General features: G+C 63.2%; 16 protein-coding genes. 8 read left to right on the top strand and 8 right to left on the bottom strand.

Annotation, left to right across the window (positions count from 1 at the left end):
• Window positions 1-268: 268 nt before the first annotated feature.
• Window positions 269-1,264, top strand: coding sequence for an LLM class flavin-dependent oxidoreductase (locus PQR40_RS21155; protein ID WP_408394119.1), 996 nt, complete (start codon window positions 269-271; stop codon window positions 1,262-1,264).
• 308 nt (window positions 1,265-1,572) lie between these two features.
• On the opposite strand, the gene PQR40_RS21150 is transcribed toward PQR40_RS21155, so the two are convergent.
• A complete protein-coding gene (locus PQR40_RS21150) occupies window positions 1,573-2,709 on the bottom strand; it encodes an alpha/beta fold hydrolase (protein ID WP_408394116.1) in 1,137 nt (378 codons plus the stop codon).
• 504 nt (window positions 2,710-3,213) lie between these two features.
• Between PQR40_RS21150 and glgC the strand changes: the two genes are divergently transcribed.
• The 5 genes from glgC (at window position 3,214) to PQR40_RS21125 (ending at window position 9,633) form a co-directional block, all read left to right on the top strand.
• Complete coding sequence (glgC, locus tag PQR40_RS21145; RefSeq protein WP_408232380.1) at window positions 3,214-4,479, top strand: glucose-1-phosphate adenylyltransferase; 1,266 nt, start codon at window positions 3,214-3,216, stop codon at window positions 4,477-4,479.
• 117 nt (window positions 4,480-4,596) lie between these two features.
• Window positions 4,597-6,057, top strand: coding sequence for a glycogen synthase GlgA (gene glgA / locus PQR40_RS21140; protein ID WP_408232383.1), 1,461 nt, complete (start codon window positions 4,597-4,599; stop codon window positions 6,055-6,057).
• Between the two features lie 218 nt (window positions 6,058-6,275).
• Window positions 6,276-7,142, top strand: coding sequence for a pyridoxal kinase PdxY (gene pdxY / locus PQR40_RS21135; RefSeq protein WP_408394113.1), 867 nt, complete (start codon window positions 6,276-6,278; stop codon window positions 7,140-7,142).
• Between the two features lie 269 nt (window positions 7,143-7,411).
• Window positions 7,412-7,873, top strand: coding sequence for a hypothetical protein (locus tag PQR40_RS21130; protein WP_121109772.1), 462 nt, complete (start codon window positions 7,412-7,414; stop codon window positions 7,871-7,873).
• 608 nt (window positions 7,874-8,481) lie between these two features.
• Entirely contained in the window at window positions 8,482-9,633 is a 1,152-nt protein-coding gene (locus PQR40_RS21125; RefSeq protein WP_408509800.1) for a branched-chain amino acid ABC transporter substrate-binding protein, read from the top strand.
• A gap of 81 nt (window positions 9,634-9,714) precedes the next feature.
• Here PQR40_RS21125 and PQR40_RS21120 read toward each other — a convergent pair whose 3' ends face one another.
• Window positions 9,715-11,643 (bottom strand): DUF3857 domain-containing transglutaminase family protein, encoded by a 1,929-nt coding sequence (locus tag PQR40_RS21120; protein ID WP_408509799.1) that lies wholly within the window; start codon window positions 11,641-11,643, stop codon window positions 9,715-9,717.
• Window positions 11,640-12,539 (bottom strand): helix-turn-helix transcriptional regulator, encoded by a 900-nt coding sequence (locus tag PQR40_RS21115; protein ID WP_408509798.1) that lies wholly within the window; start codon window positions 12,537-12,539, stop codon window positions 11,640-11,642. The genes PQR40_RS21120 and PQR40_RS21115 overlap by 4 nt, the downstream gene beginning before the upstream one ends.
• Before the next feature lie 109 nt (window positions 12,540-12,648).
• On the opposite strand from PQR40_RS21115, the gene PQR40_RS21110 reads away from it, so the two are divergent.
• A complete protein-coding gene (locus PQR40_RS21110) occupies window positions 12,649-13,194 on the top strand; it encodes a hypothetical protein (protein WP_408232399.1) in 546 nt (181 codons plus the stop codon).
• 60 nt (window positions 13,195-13,254) lie between these two features.
• On the opposite strand, the gene PQR40_RS21105 is transcribed toward PQR40_RS21110, so the two are convergent.
• A complete protein-coding gene (locus PQR40_RS21105) occupies window positions 13,255-13,920 on the bottom strand; it encodes a hypothetical protein (RefSeq protein ID WP_408232402.1) in 666 nt (221 codons plus the stop codon).
• A gap of 317 nt (window positions 13,921-14,237) precedes the next feature.
• Here PQR40_RS21105 and PQR40_RS21100 point away from each other — a divergent pair, with 317 nt between their 5' ends.
• Complete coding sequence (locus PQR40_RS21100; protein WP_408232405.1) at window positions 14,238-14,375, top strand: hypothetical protein; 138 nt, start codon at window positions 14,238-14,240, stop codon at window positions 14,373-14,375.
• Between the two features lie 282 nt (window positions 14,376-14,657).
• On the opposite strand, the gene hutG is transcribed toward PQR40_RS21100, so the two are convergent.
• The 4 genes from hutG to PQR40_RS21080 all read right to left on the bottom strand — a co-directional run bounded on the left by hutG (window position 14,658) and on the right by PQR40_RS21080 (window position 18,951).
• Window positions 14,658-15,479, bottom strand: coding sequence for an N-formylglutamate deformylase (gene hutG / locus PQR40_RS21095; protein ID WP_408232408.1), 822 nt, complete (start codon window positions 15,477-15,479; stop codon window positions 14,658-14,660).
• 87 nt (window positions 15,480-15,566) lie between these two features.
• Window positions 15,567-16,964 (bottom strand): formimidoylglutamate deiminase, encoded by a 1,398-nt coding sequence (locus tag PQR40_RS21090; RefSeq protein WP_408339292.1) that lies wholly within the window; start codon window positions 16,962-16,964, stop codon window positions 15,567-15,569.
• Window positions 16,965-16,974: 10 nt separating this feature from the next.
• Window positions 16,975-18,198, bottom strand: coding sequence for an imidazolonepropionase (hutI, locus tag PQR40_RS21085; protein WP_408339290.1), 1,224 nt, complete (start codon window positions 18,196-18,198; stop codon window positions 16,975-16,977).
• A gap of 120 nt (window positions 18,199-18,318) precedes the next feature.
• Window positions 18,319-18,951 carry a HutD/Ves family protein gene (locus PQR40_RS21080; protein ID WP_408339288.1) on the bottom strand — a complete coding sequence of 211 codons (633 nt, stop codon included), beginning with the start codon at window positions 18,949-18,951 and terminating at the stop codon, window positions 18,319-18,321.
• Window position 18,952: the final 1 nt, after the last annotated feature.

The following is an 18,952-nucleotide window of genomic DNA, read 5'->3' as shown; positions in this document are numbered from 1 at the left end:
CACCAATAACAAATCAAGGAAAGGCCAACGCCACAGGCACACAACCAAAAAGCGCCACGCAGGCAACCAAATCAAGCACCCCCCACCCCCGTAGGCAAACCAACAAACAAAGCGCCGCACAGGCAACCCAAATCACCCGCAGCCTGAACAGGCAAAACCCAACCCCCTTCCACGAACGTGGACATCCCCCCGTCCCCGGCAGAAAACCAAAACCTTTGCCACAATGCCCCATCGCGCGAAAGCGCCCGAAACAGCAAATGAACAGAAAATGATCCCCTTCTCGGTCCTCGACCTATCGCCAGTCATCGCAGGCGCCACGCCTGCAGACGCGTTCAAGAACACACTCGACCTCGCCCAGCACGCGGAAAACTGGAATTACCGCCGCTTCTGGTTGGCGGAGCACCACAACATGACCGGCATCGCCAGCGCTGCCACGTCGGTGGTGATCGGCTACGTCGCCGGTGGGACGAAGAAAATCCGTGTCGGCTCCGGCGGGGTCATGCTGCCGAACCACGCCCCGCTCGTCATCGCGGAACAGTTCGGCACCCTCGCCTCGCTCTATCCGGACCGCATCGACCTGGGCCTCGGCCGCGCACCCGGCACCGACCAAAGCACCGCCCGCGCGCTGCGCCGCGATCTGCAAAATAGCGCGGACTCTTTCCCGGATGACGTGGTCGAGTTGCAACGCTATTTCGCCGACCCCGTGCCGGGTCAGCGCATTCGCGCCGTTCCAGGCGCAGGACTGCATGTGCCGCTCTGGCTGCTCGGCTCGTCGCTGTTCAGCGCGCAACTGGCTGCGGCGCTTGGGCTGCCGTTCGCATTCGCGTCGCACTTCGCGCCCGATCATATGCTCACCGCGCTGCGCGTCTATCGCGAGCAATTCCGCCCATCGGCGACGCTCGACAAACCGTACGCGATGGTTGGCGTCAATCTGTTCGCAGCCGATACCCATGAGGAGGCGCAGCGTCTCTTCACCTCGCTGCAGCAGCAGTTCATCAACTTGCGGCGCGGCACGCCTGGTCAGTTGCAGCCGCCAGTCGAGCGGCTCGAAGCATCGGAAATGGAGTTAAACGGCGTCGCGCATTCGCTCGCCTGCACCGTGCTCGGCGATCGCGATGTGGTACGCGAAGGGCTGCGGTCGATCATCGATCAGACCGGCGCGGATGAATTGATGCTGACCGCGCAGATCTACGATCACAAAGCGCGGCTGCGCTCGTTCGAGATCGGCGCGCAAGTGCGTGAAGAATTGGGCGCCGGTAAGTAACAACGCCGGCGAGTAACAAAAAGGGCGGCCTGTATCAGTAAAGGCCGCCCTTCTTTTTTCGTCGATCAGTTGGCTGCCCTGAGTACACGAGCATCGGGTTGCCACGCCGCAATCCTCACCGCGTCAGGTCAGGTCAGGCGAGTTCAACCTCGATCCCAAGCGTCAACTCAAACTCACATCCCGGTTCTGGCTTCGACTGAAGCACTTCAACTCAAGCTCACGCCCGAGCTCTGACTTCAACCGAAGCGCTTTAACTGAGATCAAGCCCTGGTTCTAACCTCGCCCAAGCCCAGAACGCCCGCCAAACCTCACCGATTCGCCGGCACCGCCGCCAACCCCTCGAGCAGCGCCTTATGAAACGCCTGCGGATCCTGCATCTGCGGCGCGTGCCCCAAATTGGCGAATTCGACGAGCGTCGCGTGCGGAATCGCCTTCGCGGCTGCCTTGCCCAGTTCGGGGTAGTGACCAATCTTCGCGCGCACTTCAGGCGGCGCGGCATCCTTGCCAATCGCGGTCGTGTCCTTCTGACCGATCAGCAAAAGCGTCGGCATGGTCAGGTGGCCCAGTTCATACACCACCGGCTGCGTGTAAATCATGTCGTAAAGCAGCGCGGAATTCCACGCCACGATCTGTTTGCCGGGGCCGCGGTACATCCCCGCCAGCATCTGCACCCACGGTTCATAGTCCGCGCGCCACTGGCCGGCGTAGTAGGTTGCCTGCTCATAGCGGCGAATCCCGTCCGCAGTCGTCTTCAGTTCGCGCTCGTACCATTGGTCGACGGATAACGACGGCACGCCCTTCGCCTTCCAGTCCTCGAGGCCAATCGGATTGACCAGCACCAGTTGCTGGGTCTCATGCGGATACATCAACGCATAGCGGATCGCAAGCATGCCGCCGGTCGAATGGCCGATCACCGTGGCGTCGCTCACGCCAAGCGATTCGAGCAGCGCATGCGTGTTGCGCGCCAGTTGCTGAAAACTGTACTGATAGTGCTCGGGCTTGCTCGATTTGCAAAAACCGATCTGGTCCGGCGCGATTACCCGATAACCGGCGTCGCTCAGACGATGGATGGTCGCGTCCCACGTCGCCGCGCAGAAATTCTTGCCATGCAGCAATACGGCCGTGCGTCCGTTCGCGTGCTCCGGCTTGATATCCATGTACGCCATATGCAACGCCACGCCTTGCGAGGTGAAGTCGTATTGCTCGACCGGCGCCGGATAGTTGAAGCCCTGCAACTCAGGGCCGTACGCCGGACCGCTGTTGTCGACGGCTACAGCCGGCGCGGCGCCGGCAGCGGCGGGACCGGGCTGGCTGCCCGGACTACCCGCACTAACAGAACTATTCGCCAAAGCGGCGCTGGCCGGCGTGGCGGCGAAAACACCTGGCGCAGCGGCTAGCACGCAGGCGCTCAACAGGGCGGACAAAGACTCGCGGCGAAAATTCATTGATAGTTTTCTTGCAAGGAGAAATCAGCGGGAAGCCTGCAGGCACGCGCGTCGGCAAGCCAACGCCCGAGCCCCGTTCAGAGCGGACGATTCTACGACGCGCTGCCGGACTCTGCTGCCGCGCGCGCAAACGCATGACGGCGTCGGCTGATGTGGCACGCATATTGCCGCCGGCTCACCTTACGCTCTGTGTGTCGTGGCGCACGGATGCTCCGCGTGCAAGGGTTGATCGTTTGCAAGGCGGCCGCGCGAGCGGCATCGCAGAATTCACTATTCGCCCGCGGCAATTCGGTGCTAGAACTAGCAGACGCCCCGCGAAGACGGAGCCGCCTGGCAGCACGAATCAACATCGCAGACAGCACAGGACCACCCGGGGCATACTAATCAGCAACCATCTTGCATGGGACCGGAGTAAGTGCTTTGCATGGGGCCAGAGTAAGCGCTAAAGCGCCAACTCTGGCCGACAGCCAAAGCGTTAACTCCGGTCGACAAAAGGAGACAGACATGGAAACTCCGGCACGGCTGAACGATCTGCAACGCACCACCCTCGCCATCGTCCTTGCGGGCGGACGGGGCACGCGGCTCGGGCCGCTCACCAACAAGCGCGTCAAACCAGCGGTGCATTTCGGCGGCAAATACCGGATCATCGACTTCGCGCTCTCCAACTGTCTGAACTCCGGCATCCGCCGCATCGCGGTGGTCACGCAATACAAGGCGCACTCGCTATTGCGCCACCTGCAGCGCGGCTGGGGTTTCCTGCGCGGCGAATTCGGCGAATTCATCGATCTCTGGCCGGCACAGCAGCGCGTGGAAGGCGCCCACTGGTACCGCGGCACCGCGGACGCGGTGTTCCAGAATCTCGACATCATCCGCTCGATCCGGCCGAAATACGTGGTGGTGCTGGCGGGCGACCACATCTACAAGATGGACTACACGCGCATGATCGCGGATCACGCGGAGAGCGGCGCGGATTGCACGGTCGGCTGTATCGAGGTGCCACGCATGGAGGCCGTGGCCTTCGGCGTGATGGCCGTGGATGAAAACCGCCGCGTGACCGGTTTCGTCGAGAAACCCGCCGACCCGCCCGCCATGCCGGGTCGCCCGGATTCGGCGCTCGCCAGCATGGGCATCTACGTGTTCAGCGCCGATTACCTGTATTCGCTGCTCGAAGAGAACATCTCGAGCGTCGACACCGATCACGACTTCGGCAAGGACATCCTGCCGCGCGTCGTCACGCAAGGCACCGCGATCGCGCATCCGTTCAGCATGTCGTGCGTATCGTCGGACCCGACCGTGGAGCCGTACTGGCGCGACGTCGGCACGATCGATGCCTACTGGGCAGCCAACCTCGATCTCGCCTCCACCATCCCGACGCTCGATCTGTACGACCGCAACTGGCCGATCTGGACGTATCAGGAACAGTTGCCGCCCGCCAAGTTCGTACGCGACATGAAAGGCCTGCAAGGCACCGGCAACAATCTGATCGTGTGCGGCGGCTGTGTGATTTCCGGCTCGCAGATTTCGCGCTCGGTGCTGTCGTCGAACGTGAAAGTGAGTTCGTTCTGTAATATCAATGAGGCAGTCTTGTTGCCGCAGGTCACCGTCGGCGCGAGTTGCCGCTTGCAGAAAGTGGTGATAGACCGCGGTTGCGCCATTCCGGACGGCACGGTGATCGGTGAAGATCCGGTGGCCGACGCCGAACGCTTCTATCGCACCGAAGACGGCGTGGTACTGGTCACGCCCGAGGCGCTGCGGCAGAAGGGGACGTGATCCTTCGCCGGGACGGCAAACGAACGGGCGGGCAAAGCCGCCGCCCGTCTTGTCGCTCGGGCACACCGGATGCACACCTGATGCAAACCCCGCACTAACAGGAACGAGACCGAGCCTATGACGATTCGCGCCCTGCACGTCGCCAGCGAGCTGTATCCCCTCCTCAAAACAGGCGGCCTCGCCGACGTCGCGGGCGCGTTGCCGCCCGCGCTGATCGAGCGCGGCGCCGATGTGCGGGTGCTGCTGCCCGGCTTTCCGGCGGTGGTCGCCGGCTTGACCGACTTGCGGCCGGTGGCGCAACTGGGCCGCCGTTTCGACTCGCCCGGCGTTACGCTCGAACAGGGCACGCTGCCATCGAACGGCCTGATCGTCTACGTGATCCGCGCAGGTTCGCTGTACGACCGGCCCGGCAACCCCTATCTGAACGACGAACACGTGCCATACGGCGACAATGCGCAGCGCTTCGCCCTGCTCGGCTGGGTCGCCGCCCAACTGGCGCAGCACCTCGACCCGGCGTGGGCGCCGCAAATCGTCCACGCGCACGACTGGCATGCCGGGCTCGCGCCCGCCTATCTGAAGGCGGCTGAACGGCAGCACGGCCGCTCGTTCGCGCGCAGCGTCTTCACCGTGCACAACCTCGCGTATCAGGGCGTTTTTCCGGCGCACCAGTTCGGCCAGCTGGCGCTGCCGGACGACTTCTTCAGCATGCACGGCGTCGAATTCTATGGGCAGTTGTCGTTCCTCAAGGCGGGCCTCTACTACAGCGATCGCATCACCACCGTCAGCCCGACCTACGCACGCGAGATCCAGACGCTCGCCCAGGGCGGCGGCCTCGACGCATTGCTGCGCCATCGCTCGCACGATCTGAGCGGCATTCTGAACGGCGTCGATTACTCAGTATGGAATCCCGCCACCGACACGCTGCTCGACGATCACTACACGGTCACCCGTCTGGCCGGCAAACTGGCGTGCAAGGAGGCGCTGCAGAAGCGCTTTGGCCTCGCGCAGAAAAGCGATGCGCTGCTATTCGGCGTGGTGAGCCGCTTGACTGAGCAGAAAGGCCTCGACCTGCTGCTCGAGACGGTCCCCGAAATTGTTAAACGCGGTGGCCAGCTGGTGGTGTTCGGTACCGGTGACCCGGCGCTCGAAAACGGTTTAAAGCGCGTTGCGCACACCCATCCGGAATCGGTGGCGGTCGAGTTGGGTTTCGACGAAACACTCGCGCATACCATCGTCGCCGGCAGCGATGTGATCGCAGTGCCGTCGCGCTTCGAGCCATGCGGGCTGACGCAACTGTACGCGCTGGCTTATGGGTCGCTGCCGCTCGTGCATTGCGTCGGCGGCCTGGCGGACACGGTGGTCGACGCGTCGCTCGAAAATCTCGCCGACGATCTCGCTACCGGCTTCGTGTTCGAACGATTCGAGCCGAAGGGCCTTGCAGCGGCGATCCGCCGCGCCTTTGCGCTCTATGACCGCCGCACCGAGTGGAAGGCCACCCAACGTCGCGCGATGAACCAGGACTTCGGCTGGGGCGCCTCGGCCGAGCAATATCTGGCGTTGTATCGCGAACTCGCCTGATCCCCCACCCGTTTGATGGTTCGACGCAACAACACGGGGACGGATCGACTCGCGCATGACAAACTCATGTATTGTTTCCTGACTATGCAGATTGCGCATTTTTCTTGCACGATCTGAAACAGGAACGCCGCGTCAGGCGGCCGGCCCAAGCCGGTTCGTCACCGCGGCCACCCTTCCGTTTTCATTGATCGCGCCTGACTGTTTGCGCGGGCCACACCATGACAAAAAACGTTCTGAGCATCCAGTCACATGTCGTCTTCGGACACGCCGGCAACAGCGCGGCCGCGTTTCCGATGCGCCGGCTCGGCGTCAATGTCTGGCCGCTCAATACCGTCCAGTTCTCGAACCACACGCAATACGGCCATTGGACCGGCGGTGCGATCGAGGCCTCGCAGATGGAAGACCTCGTCGAAGGGATCGGCGCGATCGGCATGCTGCCGCGCTGCGACGCCGTGCTGTCCGGCTATCTCGGTACGCCCGAGCAAGCGCAAGCGGTGGTGGAGATCGTCAAGACCGTGAAGGCCGCCAATCCGCGCGCGTGGTACTTCTGCGATCCGGTAATGGGCGCCGCGAGCGGCTGCAAGGTCGAACCGGGCATCCAGGAATTTCTCGTGCGCACCATGCCGGAGATAGCCGACGCGATGGCGCCGAATCATACCGAGTTGCAGCGCCTCGTGGGACGCGAGATCGAGACGCTCGAAGAAGCTGTGACCGCATGCCGCGAGGTCATCGCCCGCGGGCCGAAGCTCATGCTGGTCAAACACCTACTCGATCGCAACAGCCCCGCGGACCGTTTCAACATGCTGGTCGTCACCGAGCGCGAGGCCTGGATGGGGCAGCGGCCGCTCTACCCGTTCGCGCGGCAGCCGGTGGGCGTCGGCGATCTGACGAGCGCCGTGTTTGTCGCGCGCACGCTGCTGGGCGATTCGATCCGCGCGGCCTTCGAGCACACGCTGGCCGCCGTGAACGCGGTGGTGAAAGCGACGTGGCAGGCTGGGCGTTACGAGCTGGAACTGGTGGCCGCGCAGAACGAAATCGCGCAGCCGCGTGAATGGTTCGACGCCTGGGTGGCGGACACGGCGTAGGCCGGCAGAGAGAACTTCGGTTGCAGGGAGCGATCTCGTCACGGCCTGCCTGAAGACACGCTGCTTTGGGTACGCCGGCCGCACAGCACGATCCGCCCGCGGCCACGTAACCACGCTTGTCAGCCCGCCGTCCTATAATGCGTGCCGCGTGGGCGACGCAATCACCCGCCCGCACAGCATTTTTCAGGCATCCGGGCATCAGGCATCCGGGCATCCGGCGTCCGGGCATCCGGCGTCCGGGCATCCGGCATTCAGCAGACGAGGCATCGATGGACGGTTATATCCGCAGCGAGCGGGAAGAATTTTTTGAGCAGTTGTGCATGAGCGTCGACGCGGACGAAGCGCACGAGCAGGAAGCGATCGAGTACTTCGAGAACCAGTTCGACCAGGCTGACTTCGATCCCGCACAATGGCTCGACATCGCGCTTTACTATTCGCCGGCGGTCGCACGAGGCATCGTCGACATGGTGACGCCCGACGACAAGGCGCGCAGCAACATCGCTGAAGTGATCGCCGACAACCTCGACATTTCGTACGGCGAGGACGAGTGCCAGCAGTTCGCCGAGACCATCGAATTCGCGTTGAACAACGGCGTGCCGGTGGACCTCGATCTGGTGCTCGACGGCTGTCAGCGCGCGATCGACGATCTTGACACCTGGGCCGACGAAGAAACCAAAGCGCCGATCCTGCGTCTGCGTGAAGAATTGCTGCGCCAGCAAGGCGAGCATTGACGTTGTTCTGAATTGTTGCGCCAGCCAGCCGAGCATTGACGTTGTTTTTGCTTGCGATCAGTCACATCTGGCGCTTCGACCGTTTCTCGCATTTTTGACTGCGCGCTCACGGAAGTTGGTTTCCGCGTAAGCGCCATCGCAATCAAGCCGCCGCGTCCGCGCCGGTTTCCCGAGCGGCTTCTCAGGGCCGCCTCTCCATCGCTTCCTGAGCGGATACTGGCCGCCTTTTTTCTTAAGCATATGCGGAAATCCGCAGCCGCACGCCGCCACTGACAGGCCGACAGCCAAGGCGCTGCTCAGGCTATGCCGAAATGCTCATTCAAAGCGCCGCGAACTGCCAAGACGGTTGCAAATTGGCTTTCTATATTCGCGCCAGATTGACCGGCATGCAAACGCCATTGCGCGCGCCCAATCCCCGAATCACCCAGGGGCTTCGTTCGGGGCGGGGAACTTCCTACTGGGCGTTTTCCAGCATTGTTCGTAGCGACCGGTCGTCCGTACCCTAGATGACGCGCGCCATGCGAAGTCCGACCCATGTTTGCGCGTCGATCCAGCGTTACCGCCTTGCCGCTTTCACACCTGAACTGTCGATGGAGAGGAGAGAGACCATGAGTCTTCGCAACACGCTGAAACCGCTTGCACTGCTCGTTGGCGCTGTATTTGCGACCGCGCCGCTGGCCAGTTTCGCGGACGACCTGCCGGTGAAGATCGGCTTCGCCGCGCCGCTCACGGGCGCCAACGCCGGCTACGGGAAGGACCTGGAGAACGGTGTCCAGCTTGCGATCGAGGAAGCCAACGCGCAGAAGATCAAGATCGGCGACAAGGTCGCACAATTCCAGCTGGTCGCCGAGGACGACCAGGCCGACCCGCGTATCGGCGTGCAGGCCGCGCAGAAGCTGGTCGACGCGGGCGTATCCGTGGTCGTGGGCCACTTCAATTCGGGCACGACGATTCCTGCCTCGCAGGTGTACGAGCAGGCCGGCATTCCGGTGATCGACCCGGCGGCCACCAATCCGATCATTACCGGACGAGGCTTTGCGAACACCTTCATGGTGATTTCCACCGATGCGCAGAACGCCGGCAACGCGGGCGTCTACGCCGTCGAGGTGACGAAGGCCAAACGCATTGCGATCATCGACGATCGCACCGCGTTCGGCCAGGGCGAGGCCGACGAGTTCGAGAAGGCAGTGAAGGCACATGGCGGCACCATCGTGACGCGCGAATACACCGACAATCACGCGGTGGATTTCAGCACGCAGATCACCAAGATCAAGGGAACCAATGCGGATCTGGTTTTCTTCGGCGGTCTGGATACACAGGCGGCGGGCTTCGCGAAGCGGATGAAGCAATTGGGGCTGAACGCGCAACTGGTGGGCGGCGGCGGCGTGATGGACCAGGACTTCATCAAGCTCGCCGGCGACGCGGCCGACGGCGTGATGGCCTGGGAATACGGCCGACCGTTGGCCCAGTTGCCGGGCGGCAAGGACTTTTCCGCGAAGTTCAAGAAGCGGTTCGGGGTGGATATCCTTTCGTACGCACCGTTTGGGTATGACGGGGCATGGGCCGCGATCAAGGCGATGCAGCAGGCGAAATCCAGCTCGCCGGCGGTCTACCGGCCGGTGCTCAAAGCGATCGACTACGACGGCGTGACCGGGAAAATTTCTTTCGACAGCACCGGGGCGTTGAAAAGCGGCGCGTCCACGCTATATCAGGTCAAGAGCGGAGCCTGGGTTCCTGTCGTGACCAAGAGCGGAAGTTAAGCGTCTCTTTTTGCCCATGACGGCATGGTTGTTCGTGCTGCAGTGGCGGTGTTTTGTCACCGCCGCTGCAGCCACCTGCGCCTACTTGACGACCTTCACCACCACCTCGGAATCGAGATCCCGCTCGATCCGGACAAGATCATCCTTTACACCGGCAAACTCATCGGCGGAGCACATCTGGTGCCCAAACGCGGCGCGAAGCTGTCGCCTGACCTGCAAGACCCGCGCGACAGGATCGAACACATAGCGGGAAGAAAACTCGAAGAAACGATCCTTCACCGTGGCATCCGGCGGCACATCCGTCACACGGACGAAGCTCGGCAGCGTCATTTCCAGCGTCTCATCGAACGCTCCGCCAATACACGCCCACGGCTGCGTTCTTGAAGGCTCCGCCAGCCATGCCTGCACCTGCCCCGCCATGCCGCCGGACAAGCTCGTCAAGGCCGGCACAGCGGTCGTTCCATCGGTCCAGACAAAATGTGCCACCTGTCCCTGCATCGACGTGGAAAAAGGCCCGTCCGTGGCGGCGGCGTCGCCGGTGTGCAATTGCGCTGTGCCATGCAAGCCGGTCAACAACAGCCGGTTCGCGGCGATCTGTTGCGTGCGCTGCCGCGTTGCCCGCCGAAACGTATTGCGTTCGAGCTCCGCGGTATAGCCGGCATCTTCCACGCGATAAGCGTAGTTCGCCGCCCCGCTCTCATCGACCTCGATTTGCAGGCGCGCCGTGCGCTCGCGCAACTGGGTGGCCGGCGTGCGCGCCAACACGCCCTCGCCGACCAGCAACACCGGCCGGTCCATCACACCCGGTGGCAAATAACCAAACTCGATGCCACCCGCCGTGGTGTCGGCAAATAACGATAGCTCAGGAATCCAGACGATCGCATGATTGATCGCGCTTGCGCCGTAGCCGGGCACGTCCGGCAAACTATAGTACGGCCCGAGATTGAGCAGCACGGCCTCGCTGCGAATGCCGACCGCGGCCAATAGCGCGCTGTACAACGCGACGTGGTCCTTGCAGTCGCCATATCGGTTGCGCAGGATGTCGATTGCCTTATGCGGGACAGCCGCCGTCTCGCCGAGAAACAGCGCCACGTAGCGAATATTCAGACGCATCCAGTCGTACAGTATCTGCGCTTTCGCGCGCGGATCGCTGGCCTCTCCGGTCAGGCTCTGCGCGAGCTGGACGATCGCCGGGTCGCTCATCGTCGCGTCGTTAGCGGCCCCCCGATAACGCGCGGCGAAACTTGCGAAGTCCGGTACCGTCGACACCATCAACCGGTCACCCCAGTTCGCATAGCCCACCGCGCCCGCTTCGGGCGGCGCATATGGGCCGTGCCGGTAGTCAAACTCGTAGCGGGTGCGTCCGTTTGCCGTGACGGGCGGTAACGCAACATAGCCGCGCGCATCGGCATAAAGCGGTATGTCGGCGGGCAGGTCGAAAATCAGGCGTTGCATCTCGACGGGGTCGCGCGTCGGTTCGACCAGGTACGCGAACGTGCCGGCCTGCAAGGGCTTCGTGCGCGTCTTGCGAAACGCCAGATGCACGCGCGCGCCTGGCTCGACGCCTGGAAAGATGACCGTGCGCAACACGCCGTCCTCGAAACTCGGCGCGCCCGCCGAGCGCGGCTCCTGCACGTCGCGGATCGCTTCGGGGCCGACCGGATGCGTCACGCCGTTCGGGTCGATCGTTTCCGCGCTCAGCAATTGCACCTGCTCGATGTCCTTGTTGAACCACACGTAACGTTGCGCGATATCGTCGACGCCGCTTGTCGTGTTCGCCCGCAGGACCGTGTCGTCGTGTTCTTCGACGGAGCCGTCTTTCTGGATCACGAAGAGATGGACGTCTCGCTCCATCGTCGAGGGGGAGAGGTCGTCGTTGGCGGTGCTTGAGGTGCTTGAGGTGCTTGAGGCGTCTGTGGTGCTCGAGCCGCCAGCGGCATACGAGGCAGTTGCGCACACGATCAACGCCAGCGTGGCAGCCCGCTTCATAAAAGCGACGCACCGCGTCATGCGCGACGCGCCCTGCCCCGCGCGCGCCACGCACGCGGACTCGACGCGAACTCCGCGCGAAACGCATGATTGAAATTCGACAGATCGTTAAAACCGCAATCGAGCGCGATATCGACGACCTTCGCGCTATCGTCCTGAAGACGCAGCGCCGCTGCTCGCAAACGCGCCCGCAACACATATTGATGCGGCGTCACGCCGGTCACGCGCTGGAACGTCCGCAGAAAATAGAACTCGCTCAGCCCTGCCGCGACAGCGAGGCTCGTGAGCGTATGCGGTGCGCCAGGCGTGTCGTCGATCAGCCGCACCGTCTGCGCAACGCGCGACCAGGCCGCAGCGCTCGCGGGCGGTTCCCCGCGTGTCAAAGCGCCCGCCGCCTTGAGCGTCGAGACCGCCAGTTCGACCGCGAGTTCGTCCCACACCGCGTCGCCTGTATCCGACGCGCCCGCACAGGCCCGTGCGATCAGCGATGACAACGCAGGCAGTGACGGGATGCGAACGCGCCTGAAGTTCAGATTCCCGCTCGCGATGCCCGCGTCCGCGGCAAGCTGTTCAAAATACGCCGGCGCGTAGCGGAAGGCGAGGCAGCGATCGCCGGCCCCATGCCGATGGCCGCATTCGAAACACTCACCCGTATTGCCGAGCAGCAGCGCGCCGGAGGTGAGCAGCTCACGCCCCGTCCCTGCCCGGTAGCCGAACGAACCGGCGACCACCATCGCGATGCACACGCCCGCATGCCGTTCTTCGAACGGCTGGTCGCGTGGCCCGAAGGTGCAGAGGATGTCCGCGACATCCCAGTTCGCGCCTTGGGCCAACGGGCGCGCGGTTATGCTGCCGCGCGCGCCTTCCCGGGCCCGTTGCGCGAGCGCCTGCTGCAAAGTGACGGCAATTTTCCCCAAGATGCACCTCGGCTGAGTCCGTATCGTCGTTTTAGCACATCGGCGGCCGGCGCGGTTTTGCCCGTCCCGGCGATGGCGCTTTCACCGAACGCCCGAAGGAGCACATACGATGAACATGCTGGACGACACCGTCGACCGCGGCTTTCACGCCGCCTTAAGCGCCCCGGCGCGGGCCGCCGACATCGATATCGCCGACGACCTATACGGTTGGCTGATCGGCAGTTGGGACATGGACGTGCTGCATTACCGCGTCGACCTTGGCAGCGCGCGCCGCCGCGGCGAGATTCATTTCGGCTGGGTACTGGAGGGCCGCGCCGTGCAGGACGTGTGGATCATGCCGCCATGCAGCGAGCGTCACACGGGGCTCGACGCCGGCGCCACGATGTACGGCACCACCCTGCGAGTGTGGGACCCAATGCTGCGGGCGTGGCGCGTGACATACATCAATCCGCAGACCGGTCAGCGCGATGAACTGATAGGCCGGCGCATTGGCCATGATCTCGTGCAGATCGGCACGCACGCCGACGGCACGCCGATTCGGTGGAATTTCACCGATATCACGAAGGATTCGTTCCGCTGGACCGGGGTCGCGCTGGCGCAGGACGGCGTGACGTGGACGCTCGAGGCGGAATTTCACGCGCGCCGCAGGTGTTAGCGTGCAGCCTCGCAATCAGGGGTTTCAAACCTGCGTATCACCGGAACCCCCGCTGCGCGCTCAATCCCCCTCCCCGATTTGCCCGAGCAACGCCTGCAACCGCTCCACATGCCTGAGCAGCAAATGCCGATGTTTTTCGATCTGCTCCAGCCGCCCGGCCAGGTCGGCCTGAATCGGGTCGTCGAGATCGGCGGCGGCGATCACGTCCTCCACCTTCGATCGCATCGATGAAAGATCCACCGGCGCATGACTCAAATGCCGCTCGAAGCGCCGCACGTCCTGCATCGCCAGATCGCGAACTTTGCGGATATGGGCCTGACGCCGGTGTGCTTCGGCATCGAGCGTCTCTTCTTCCACACGTTTGGCCGGACCCGCCTGGCCGAAAATCGGCTCAGGCGGCCGCAGCACCGTCTTCTTGCGCACCGGATGCGCAGTGCCGCGAAACCGCGCCAGCGGCCGTTCGTTGTCGATCGCCTCGCGCGCCTTGGCCGGTATGTCCTGCTGCGTATGCGACGCGTTCATCCAGCCATTCGGCAAACCCGTGACCGCCTCGATACCGCGCACGAATTCCTCGCTGAATTCGCGCTGACCGGACAACATCAACTTCAGGTAGCTGGCGGAAAAGGTCATCATGCGTGCCAAACGCGTCGCCGCGCCCACCTCGCGGGTCAGCAGCACCAGGTTCGCTCGCCAGACCGGGAGCAGCAATTCGTCGGAATCTTCCATCGCTGGGTCTTCCATCTTTTTGCCCGATGTATGGACGACGCGCTCACACACGTCATCGTTCTGAAAGGGTAGCCGCCTGGGCGCGCGGCGCGCAATGCCCGCGCACGCATCCTGCGACTGTCGATGTGTCGAAATTACACGCTACTGCGCGCGGCTGCCCGGGGATAAAACGCCATGAAGCGCTGCGTTTTGAGTTGACCCATGCATTCAGCCAGCGTTCCTCCGCTACGCACGCGATGTATGGCATCCTTCGCTACCGGTGCGGCACGTCTCGTGCTGTAGCCCCTGCACCACCTCAATGATTTAAGGATTCTGTAATGAAAAAAGTCATTCTTGCGCTTGCTGCGGCCATAGCCGCCCTCAGCGCGATCGCTCCCGCCCAGGCCGACGAGCATCATCACAGGGTATGCCACAAGGTGCACGTCCACCATCACTGGGAAAACCGCTGCCACTGATTGCCGCGTGCCGCCCGGGTGAGCATCAAAGATGCCCCGCTTTATGCGGGGCTTTTTTTTGAGCCGCCCGGGGCTGCGTGCCGGCATGTTCTTCAACGCTCTATAAGTTCTGCGCGAAACCGGCAGCATGCAATCACGGACACATGCTGTTACACCTTTGCGGTGCAAGGGGACGCCTCATGGCGACCTCGCGGAATGCGAAGCGCCATGAATGCTGTGGGGAAGAGTAGATGAAAAGCAACGACAGCGGCGCCGACCTGGCCGACGCGCGCGAACGATCGGTCAAGCTGCCTTGACGCGCTCCAACGCTGTCGCCACAAGTTTTTCCAGCAAGGGCTCGATTTTCACTGCCAGCGTTTCGTTGTACGCATAGGGCATCTGCTCCTCCATATACGTAATCTGCGACAACTCGAGTTGTACCGCGTGCACACCCTCCGAGGGCTGCCCGTACTGCCGCGTGATATACCCCCCCTTGAAGCGCCCATTGGCGACAGCGGAATAACCGCCATGCCGCTCGACCACAGCGGCCAATTCCTCGCCTAATCCGGCCACCGCGCTGGCGCCGTTCGACGTGCCGAAGTTGAAATCCGTCAGACGTCCTTCAAAAAACCGCGGCACATGCGAGCGAATCGAATGCGCTTCCCAGAGCAACACCTTGCCGTGCTTCGCCTTCAGCGCGGCAATCTCGCCCACCAGTGCGTCGTGATAGGGCTTCCAGTAAGCATCGCGCCGACGCGCGACTTCGGCGTCGGTCGGCAGATGGCCTTCGAGATACAACGGCTCCTTGTCGAAGGTATCGACCGGCAGCAAACCGGTGGTGTCCTGCCCTGGATACAGATTCGCGCCGTCGGGCGGACGGTTCAGGTCGATCACATAACGCGCATACGTCGGCGACAGGATCGACGCGCCCATGCGCCGCGCAAACGCGTAGAGGCGGTCGAGATGCCAATCGCAGTCGTCGGTGCGCTGCGCGACCGGCGTCATTGTTGTGGCGATATCGGCGGGGATTTGCGTGCCCAGATGCGGGATCGAAATCAGCAACGGCAGGCTTCCCTGATGCAGCGATAAAACCGGCGGAGTAGTTGCAGTAGACGAAGCAGTCATGTCAGTCCGGAATCGATAAAAGTCGAAGGCTCTAGTTTACCCAGCAATTCACGCGAGCATTTCACGTCAACAAGCCGCTTTAGCAACTCATTTGAGCAAATCGGCGAGCGCCACGCGATAGCGCGCGTACACAGCCTCTTCGTCGCGATGACGGCGGTTGTCGACAACCTTGTCGCCGCCTGCGTAGACGTCGCGAATCGGCGTCTCGCCATGCTCGCAGAATACAACGCCCGAGAGCCACGCGCCCGGCGCGTGCTCGGCGATACTCGAATGATCCGGATCGAGTACCAGCCAGTCGGCTCGGCGCCCTGCCTGCAATGCGCCGACCGCACGACCCGTTGCATGGGCACCGCCGTCGAGCGAGGCGTCGAACAGACGGTCGGCCACATGCGTGGCCTGCGGCGAAGCCAGCACGTTGCGCTGCCGACGCGTGAGACGCTGCCCGTATTCGAGCAAACGCAATTCCGCCCGCCAGTCGACGCCGATATGGCTGTCCGAACCAATGCCGATGCGCCCTTGCGCGTCGAGATACTCTTGCGCCGGAAAAATGCCATCGCCGAGATTGGCTTCGGTGGTCAAACACAAACCGGCGACCGCACCGCTTTTCGCGAGCGCCAGCGTTTCGTTCGCATCGACGTGCGTGGCATGCACGAGGCACCAGCGGCTGTCGACGTCGAAGCGGTCGAGCAGCCATTGCACCGGCCGCGCACCTTCGGTTTCAAGGCAGGCGTCGACCTCGGCGGTTTGCTCGGCAATATGAATGTGAACCGGCGCGCTTCGCTCGATGCCGTTCAACAATGTCCGCAACGATTCGGCCGAGACCGCACGCAATGAATGCGGCGCGACGCCATAGCGCAACGCCGCACTCTCAGGACGCGCCGCACGCAACGTGCCGAGCAGATCGAGCAGACTCTCCGGCGTATTGATGAAGCGCTGCTGATCTTCACGCGGTGCGCGTGAACCAAAACCGCTGTACTGATACAGCACGGGCAGCATCGTCATGCCGATGCCGCTGGCCGACGCCGCATCCACCACGCGCTGCGCCAGTTCCGCCTGGTTCGAATAACGACTGCCATCCGGCGTGTGGTGCACATAATGGAATTCGCAGACCGACGTATAGCCCGCTTTCAACATCTCGATGTACAGCCACTGCGCGACAGCAGCGAGTCCTTCCGGCGTAATGCGCGCGGCAAAACGGTACATCAGATCCCGCCAGCTCCAGAAATTATCGGTGGCCCCTGTGCCGGATGCGGCGCGATATTCGGTGAGGCCGGCCATTGCGCGTTGAAACGCATGCGAGTGAAGATTCGGCATGCCAGGCAATACGGGACCGGCGGCTTTTTTTACACCGTCAGGAACCGCTACCGTATCGGGCGTAACCGATGTCAGCGTGCCGTTTGTGTCCCATTCCAGCAGCACATTGCGGCGCCAGCCGTCGGGGAGATAGGCGTGATCGGCGAATAGTGATTGTTTTGCTTGCGTCATCTCTCAGGCCCTAGCTCAATTCACGCCGCGTATAAACGGTCTCGCCCGCGCGTACGACTCGTGCGCACAACGGACGCCCAATCCAGTAAGCCAGCTCGGCAAGCGTTTCCACCGACCACACCGCGAAATCCGCCGCACGCCCGGCTTGCAGCGCGCCATGCGTATCCGCCTTGCCGAGCGCACGCGCCGCATGCGCGGTCACGCCTTGCAGCACTTCGGGCACGGTCATGCGGAATAGCGTGGTCGCCATGTTCATCATCAGCAGCAGCGAGGTGGTGGGCGATGTGCCGGGATTGCTGTCGGTGGAAATTGCGATCGGCACCTGATAGCGCCGCAGCAAGTCCAAAGGCGGCAATTGCGTCTCGCGGATGAAGTAGTACGCGCCGGGCAGCAGCACGGCGACTGTGCCGGACGTTTTCATCGCGGCAACACCGGCCTCGTCGAGGAATTCGAGGTGATCCGCGGATAGCGCGTGGTGACGCGCGGCCAATGCCGTGCCGCCGCTGTTCGATAACTGCTCGGCGTGCATCTTCACCGGCAGCTTGTAGCGCTCCGCTGCGTTGAACACACGCTCGCTTTGTTCCAGCGAAAAACCGATGCGCTCGCAGAACACGTCGACCGCATCGACCAGGCCTTCGTCGGCAAGCGCGGGCAGCATCGTGTTGCAGACTTCGTCGATATACGCGTCGGCTCTTCCGGCGAATTCGGGCGGCAAGGCGTGCGCGCCGAGAAACGTCGTATAGACCGACACCGGATAGCGCTCGCCCAACTGGCGCGCGACGCGCAGCATCTTGCGCTCGCTCGCGAGATCGAGGCCGTAGCCGGATTTGATTTCGATCGCCGTGACGCCTTCGGCGAGCAACGGTTCAAGGCGTGCGGCCGATTGGCGGAACAGCGAGTGCTCGTCGGCGGCACGCGTGGCGCGCACCGTCGACACAATGCCGCCGCCCTGCCGCGCGATTTCTTCATAACTGACGCCCGCGAGACGCTGCGCGAATTCATCCGCGCGCTGGCCGCCATATACCAGATGCGTATGGCAATCGACGAGACCTGGCGTCACCCACGCGCCGTGCAGGTCTTCACGCGGCCATGCGGCGTACTCGGCGGGTAATTCGGAAGCTGCGCCGAGCCATGCGATCTTGCCGTCTTCAACGGCAATCGCAGCATCGGGCAGCGTGTGTTGGGGATCGCCCTCGGGGCAGAGTTTCAGGTGATGCCAGACGGTTTGCTTCATCGCGTGCTCTTTGCAGCTCGTTGCGTGTCTGTGGTGATTCGCGGCGCGCTTTGCCAGGCCTTCGCCGAGCGTTTGCCAGGACCTAGGCGCGGGCGCGAATCGTCGTCATCGTTGCGTTCATCACGTATAGCGGATGCTGATCGCGAGCAAGGCACCAGCGCCCTTGACCGTGCATGACAGCGTATTCGGCGTGCCGATGCGCAGTGTGTCGCCGGGCTCCAGCGCGCGCGGTTGGGCGTCGCCACCGAGCGTGACCGAAACCGAACCGCTTGCGCAGAACAACAGCACCACGTCGGCGGACACAGTGCGCTGCGTAGCGCCGCGCCATACTTCAGTTTCGCCCACCGCCGCGCCACGCCGGACCATCAGGTTGAAGTCGCGCGTGGCGCCGTCAACGAGGCGTGCATCGATTTGCGCTTCGCCCGCGAACTCCGCGATATCGAGCGGCTGAATCAATGCGAGCGTGTTCACGGCGTGCGTGCCGGCGTCGTCTGTTTCGTCGAGCAACATGCCCGCGCCCGACAACAACACGAGTGTGCGATCGATGCCCGCGAAACGCGAGAACGGTCCTGCTTGCGCGACATCGGCGATGCTCACGCGCCACACGAATGCATCGAGCCCCGCGCCTTCGGGGAACGCCGCGACTTCACGCGTGACGCCGCCGCCGTTCTTCCACGGCGCCGCCACGAGATCGGCGCCACGGATGAGCGTTGCGGTTGCCATGCTACCGACAAGCGTGCCGTGAAGCGCCATG

This window comes from Paraburkholderia sediminicola (assembly GCF_046026855.1).
In the GTDB taxonomy this organism is placed as follows: Bacteria; Pseudomonadota; Gammaproteobacteria; order Burkholderiales; family Burkholderiaceae; genus Paraburkholderia; species Paraburkholderia sediminicola_A.
This window is presented reverse-complemented; position numbering and strand designations above follow the sequence as displayed.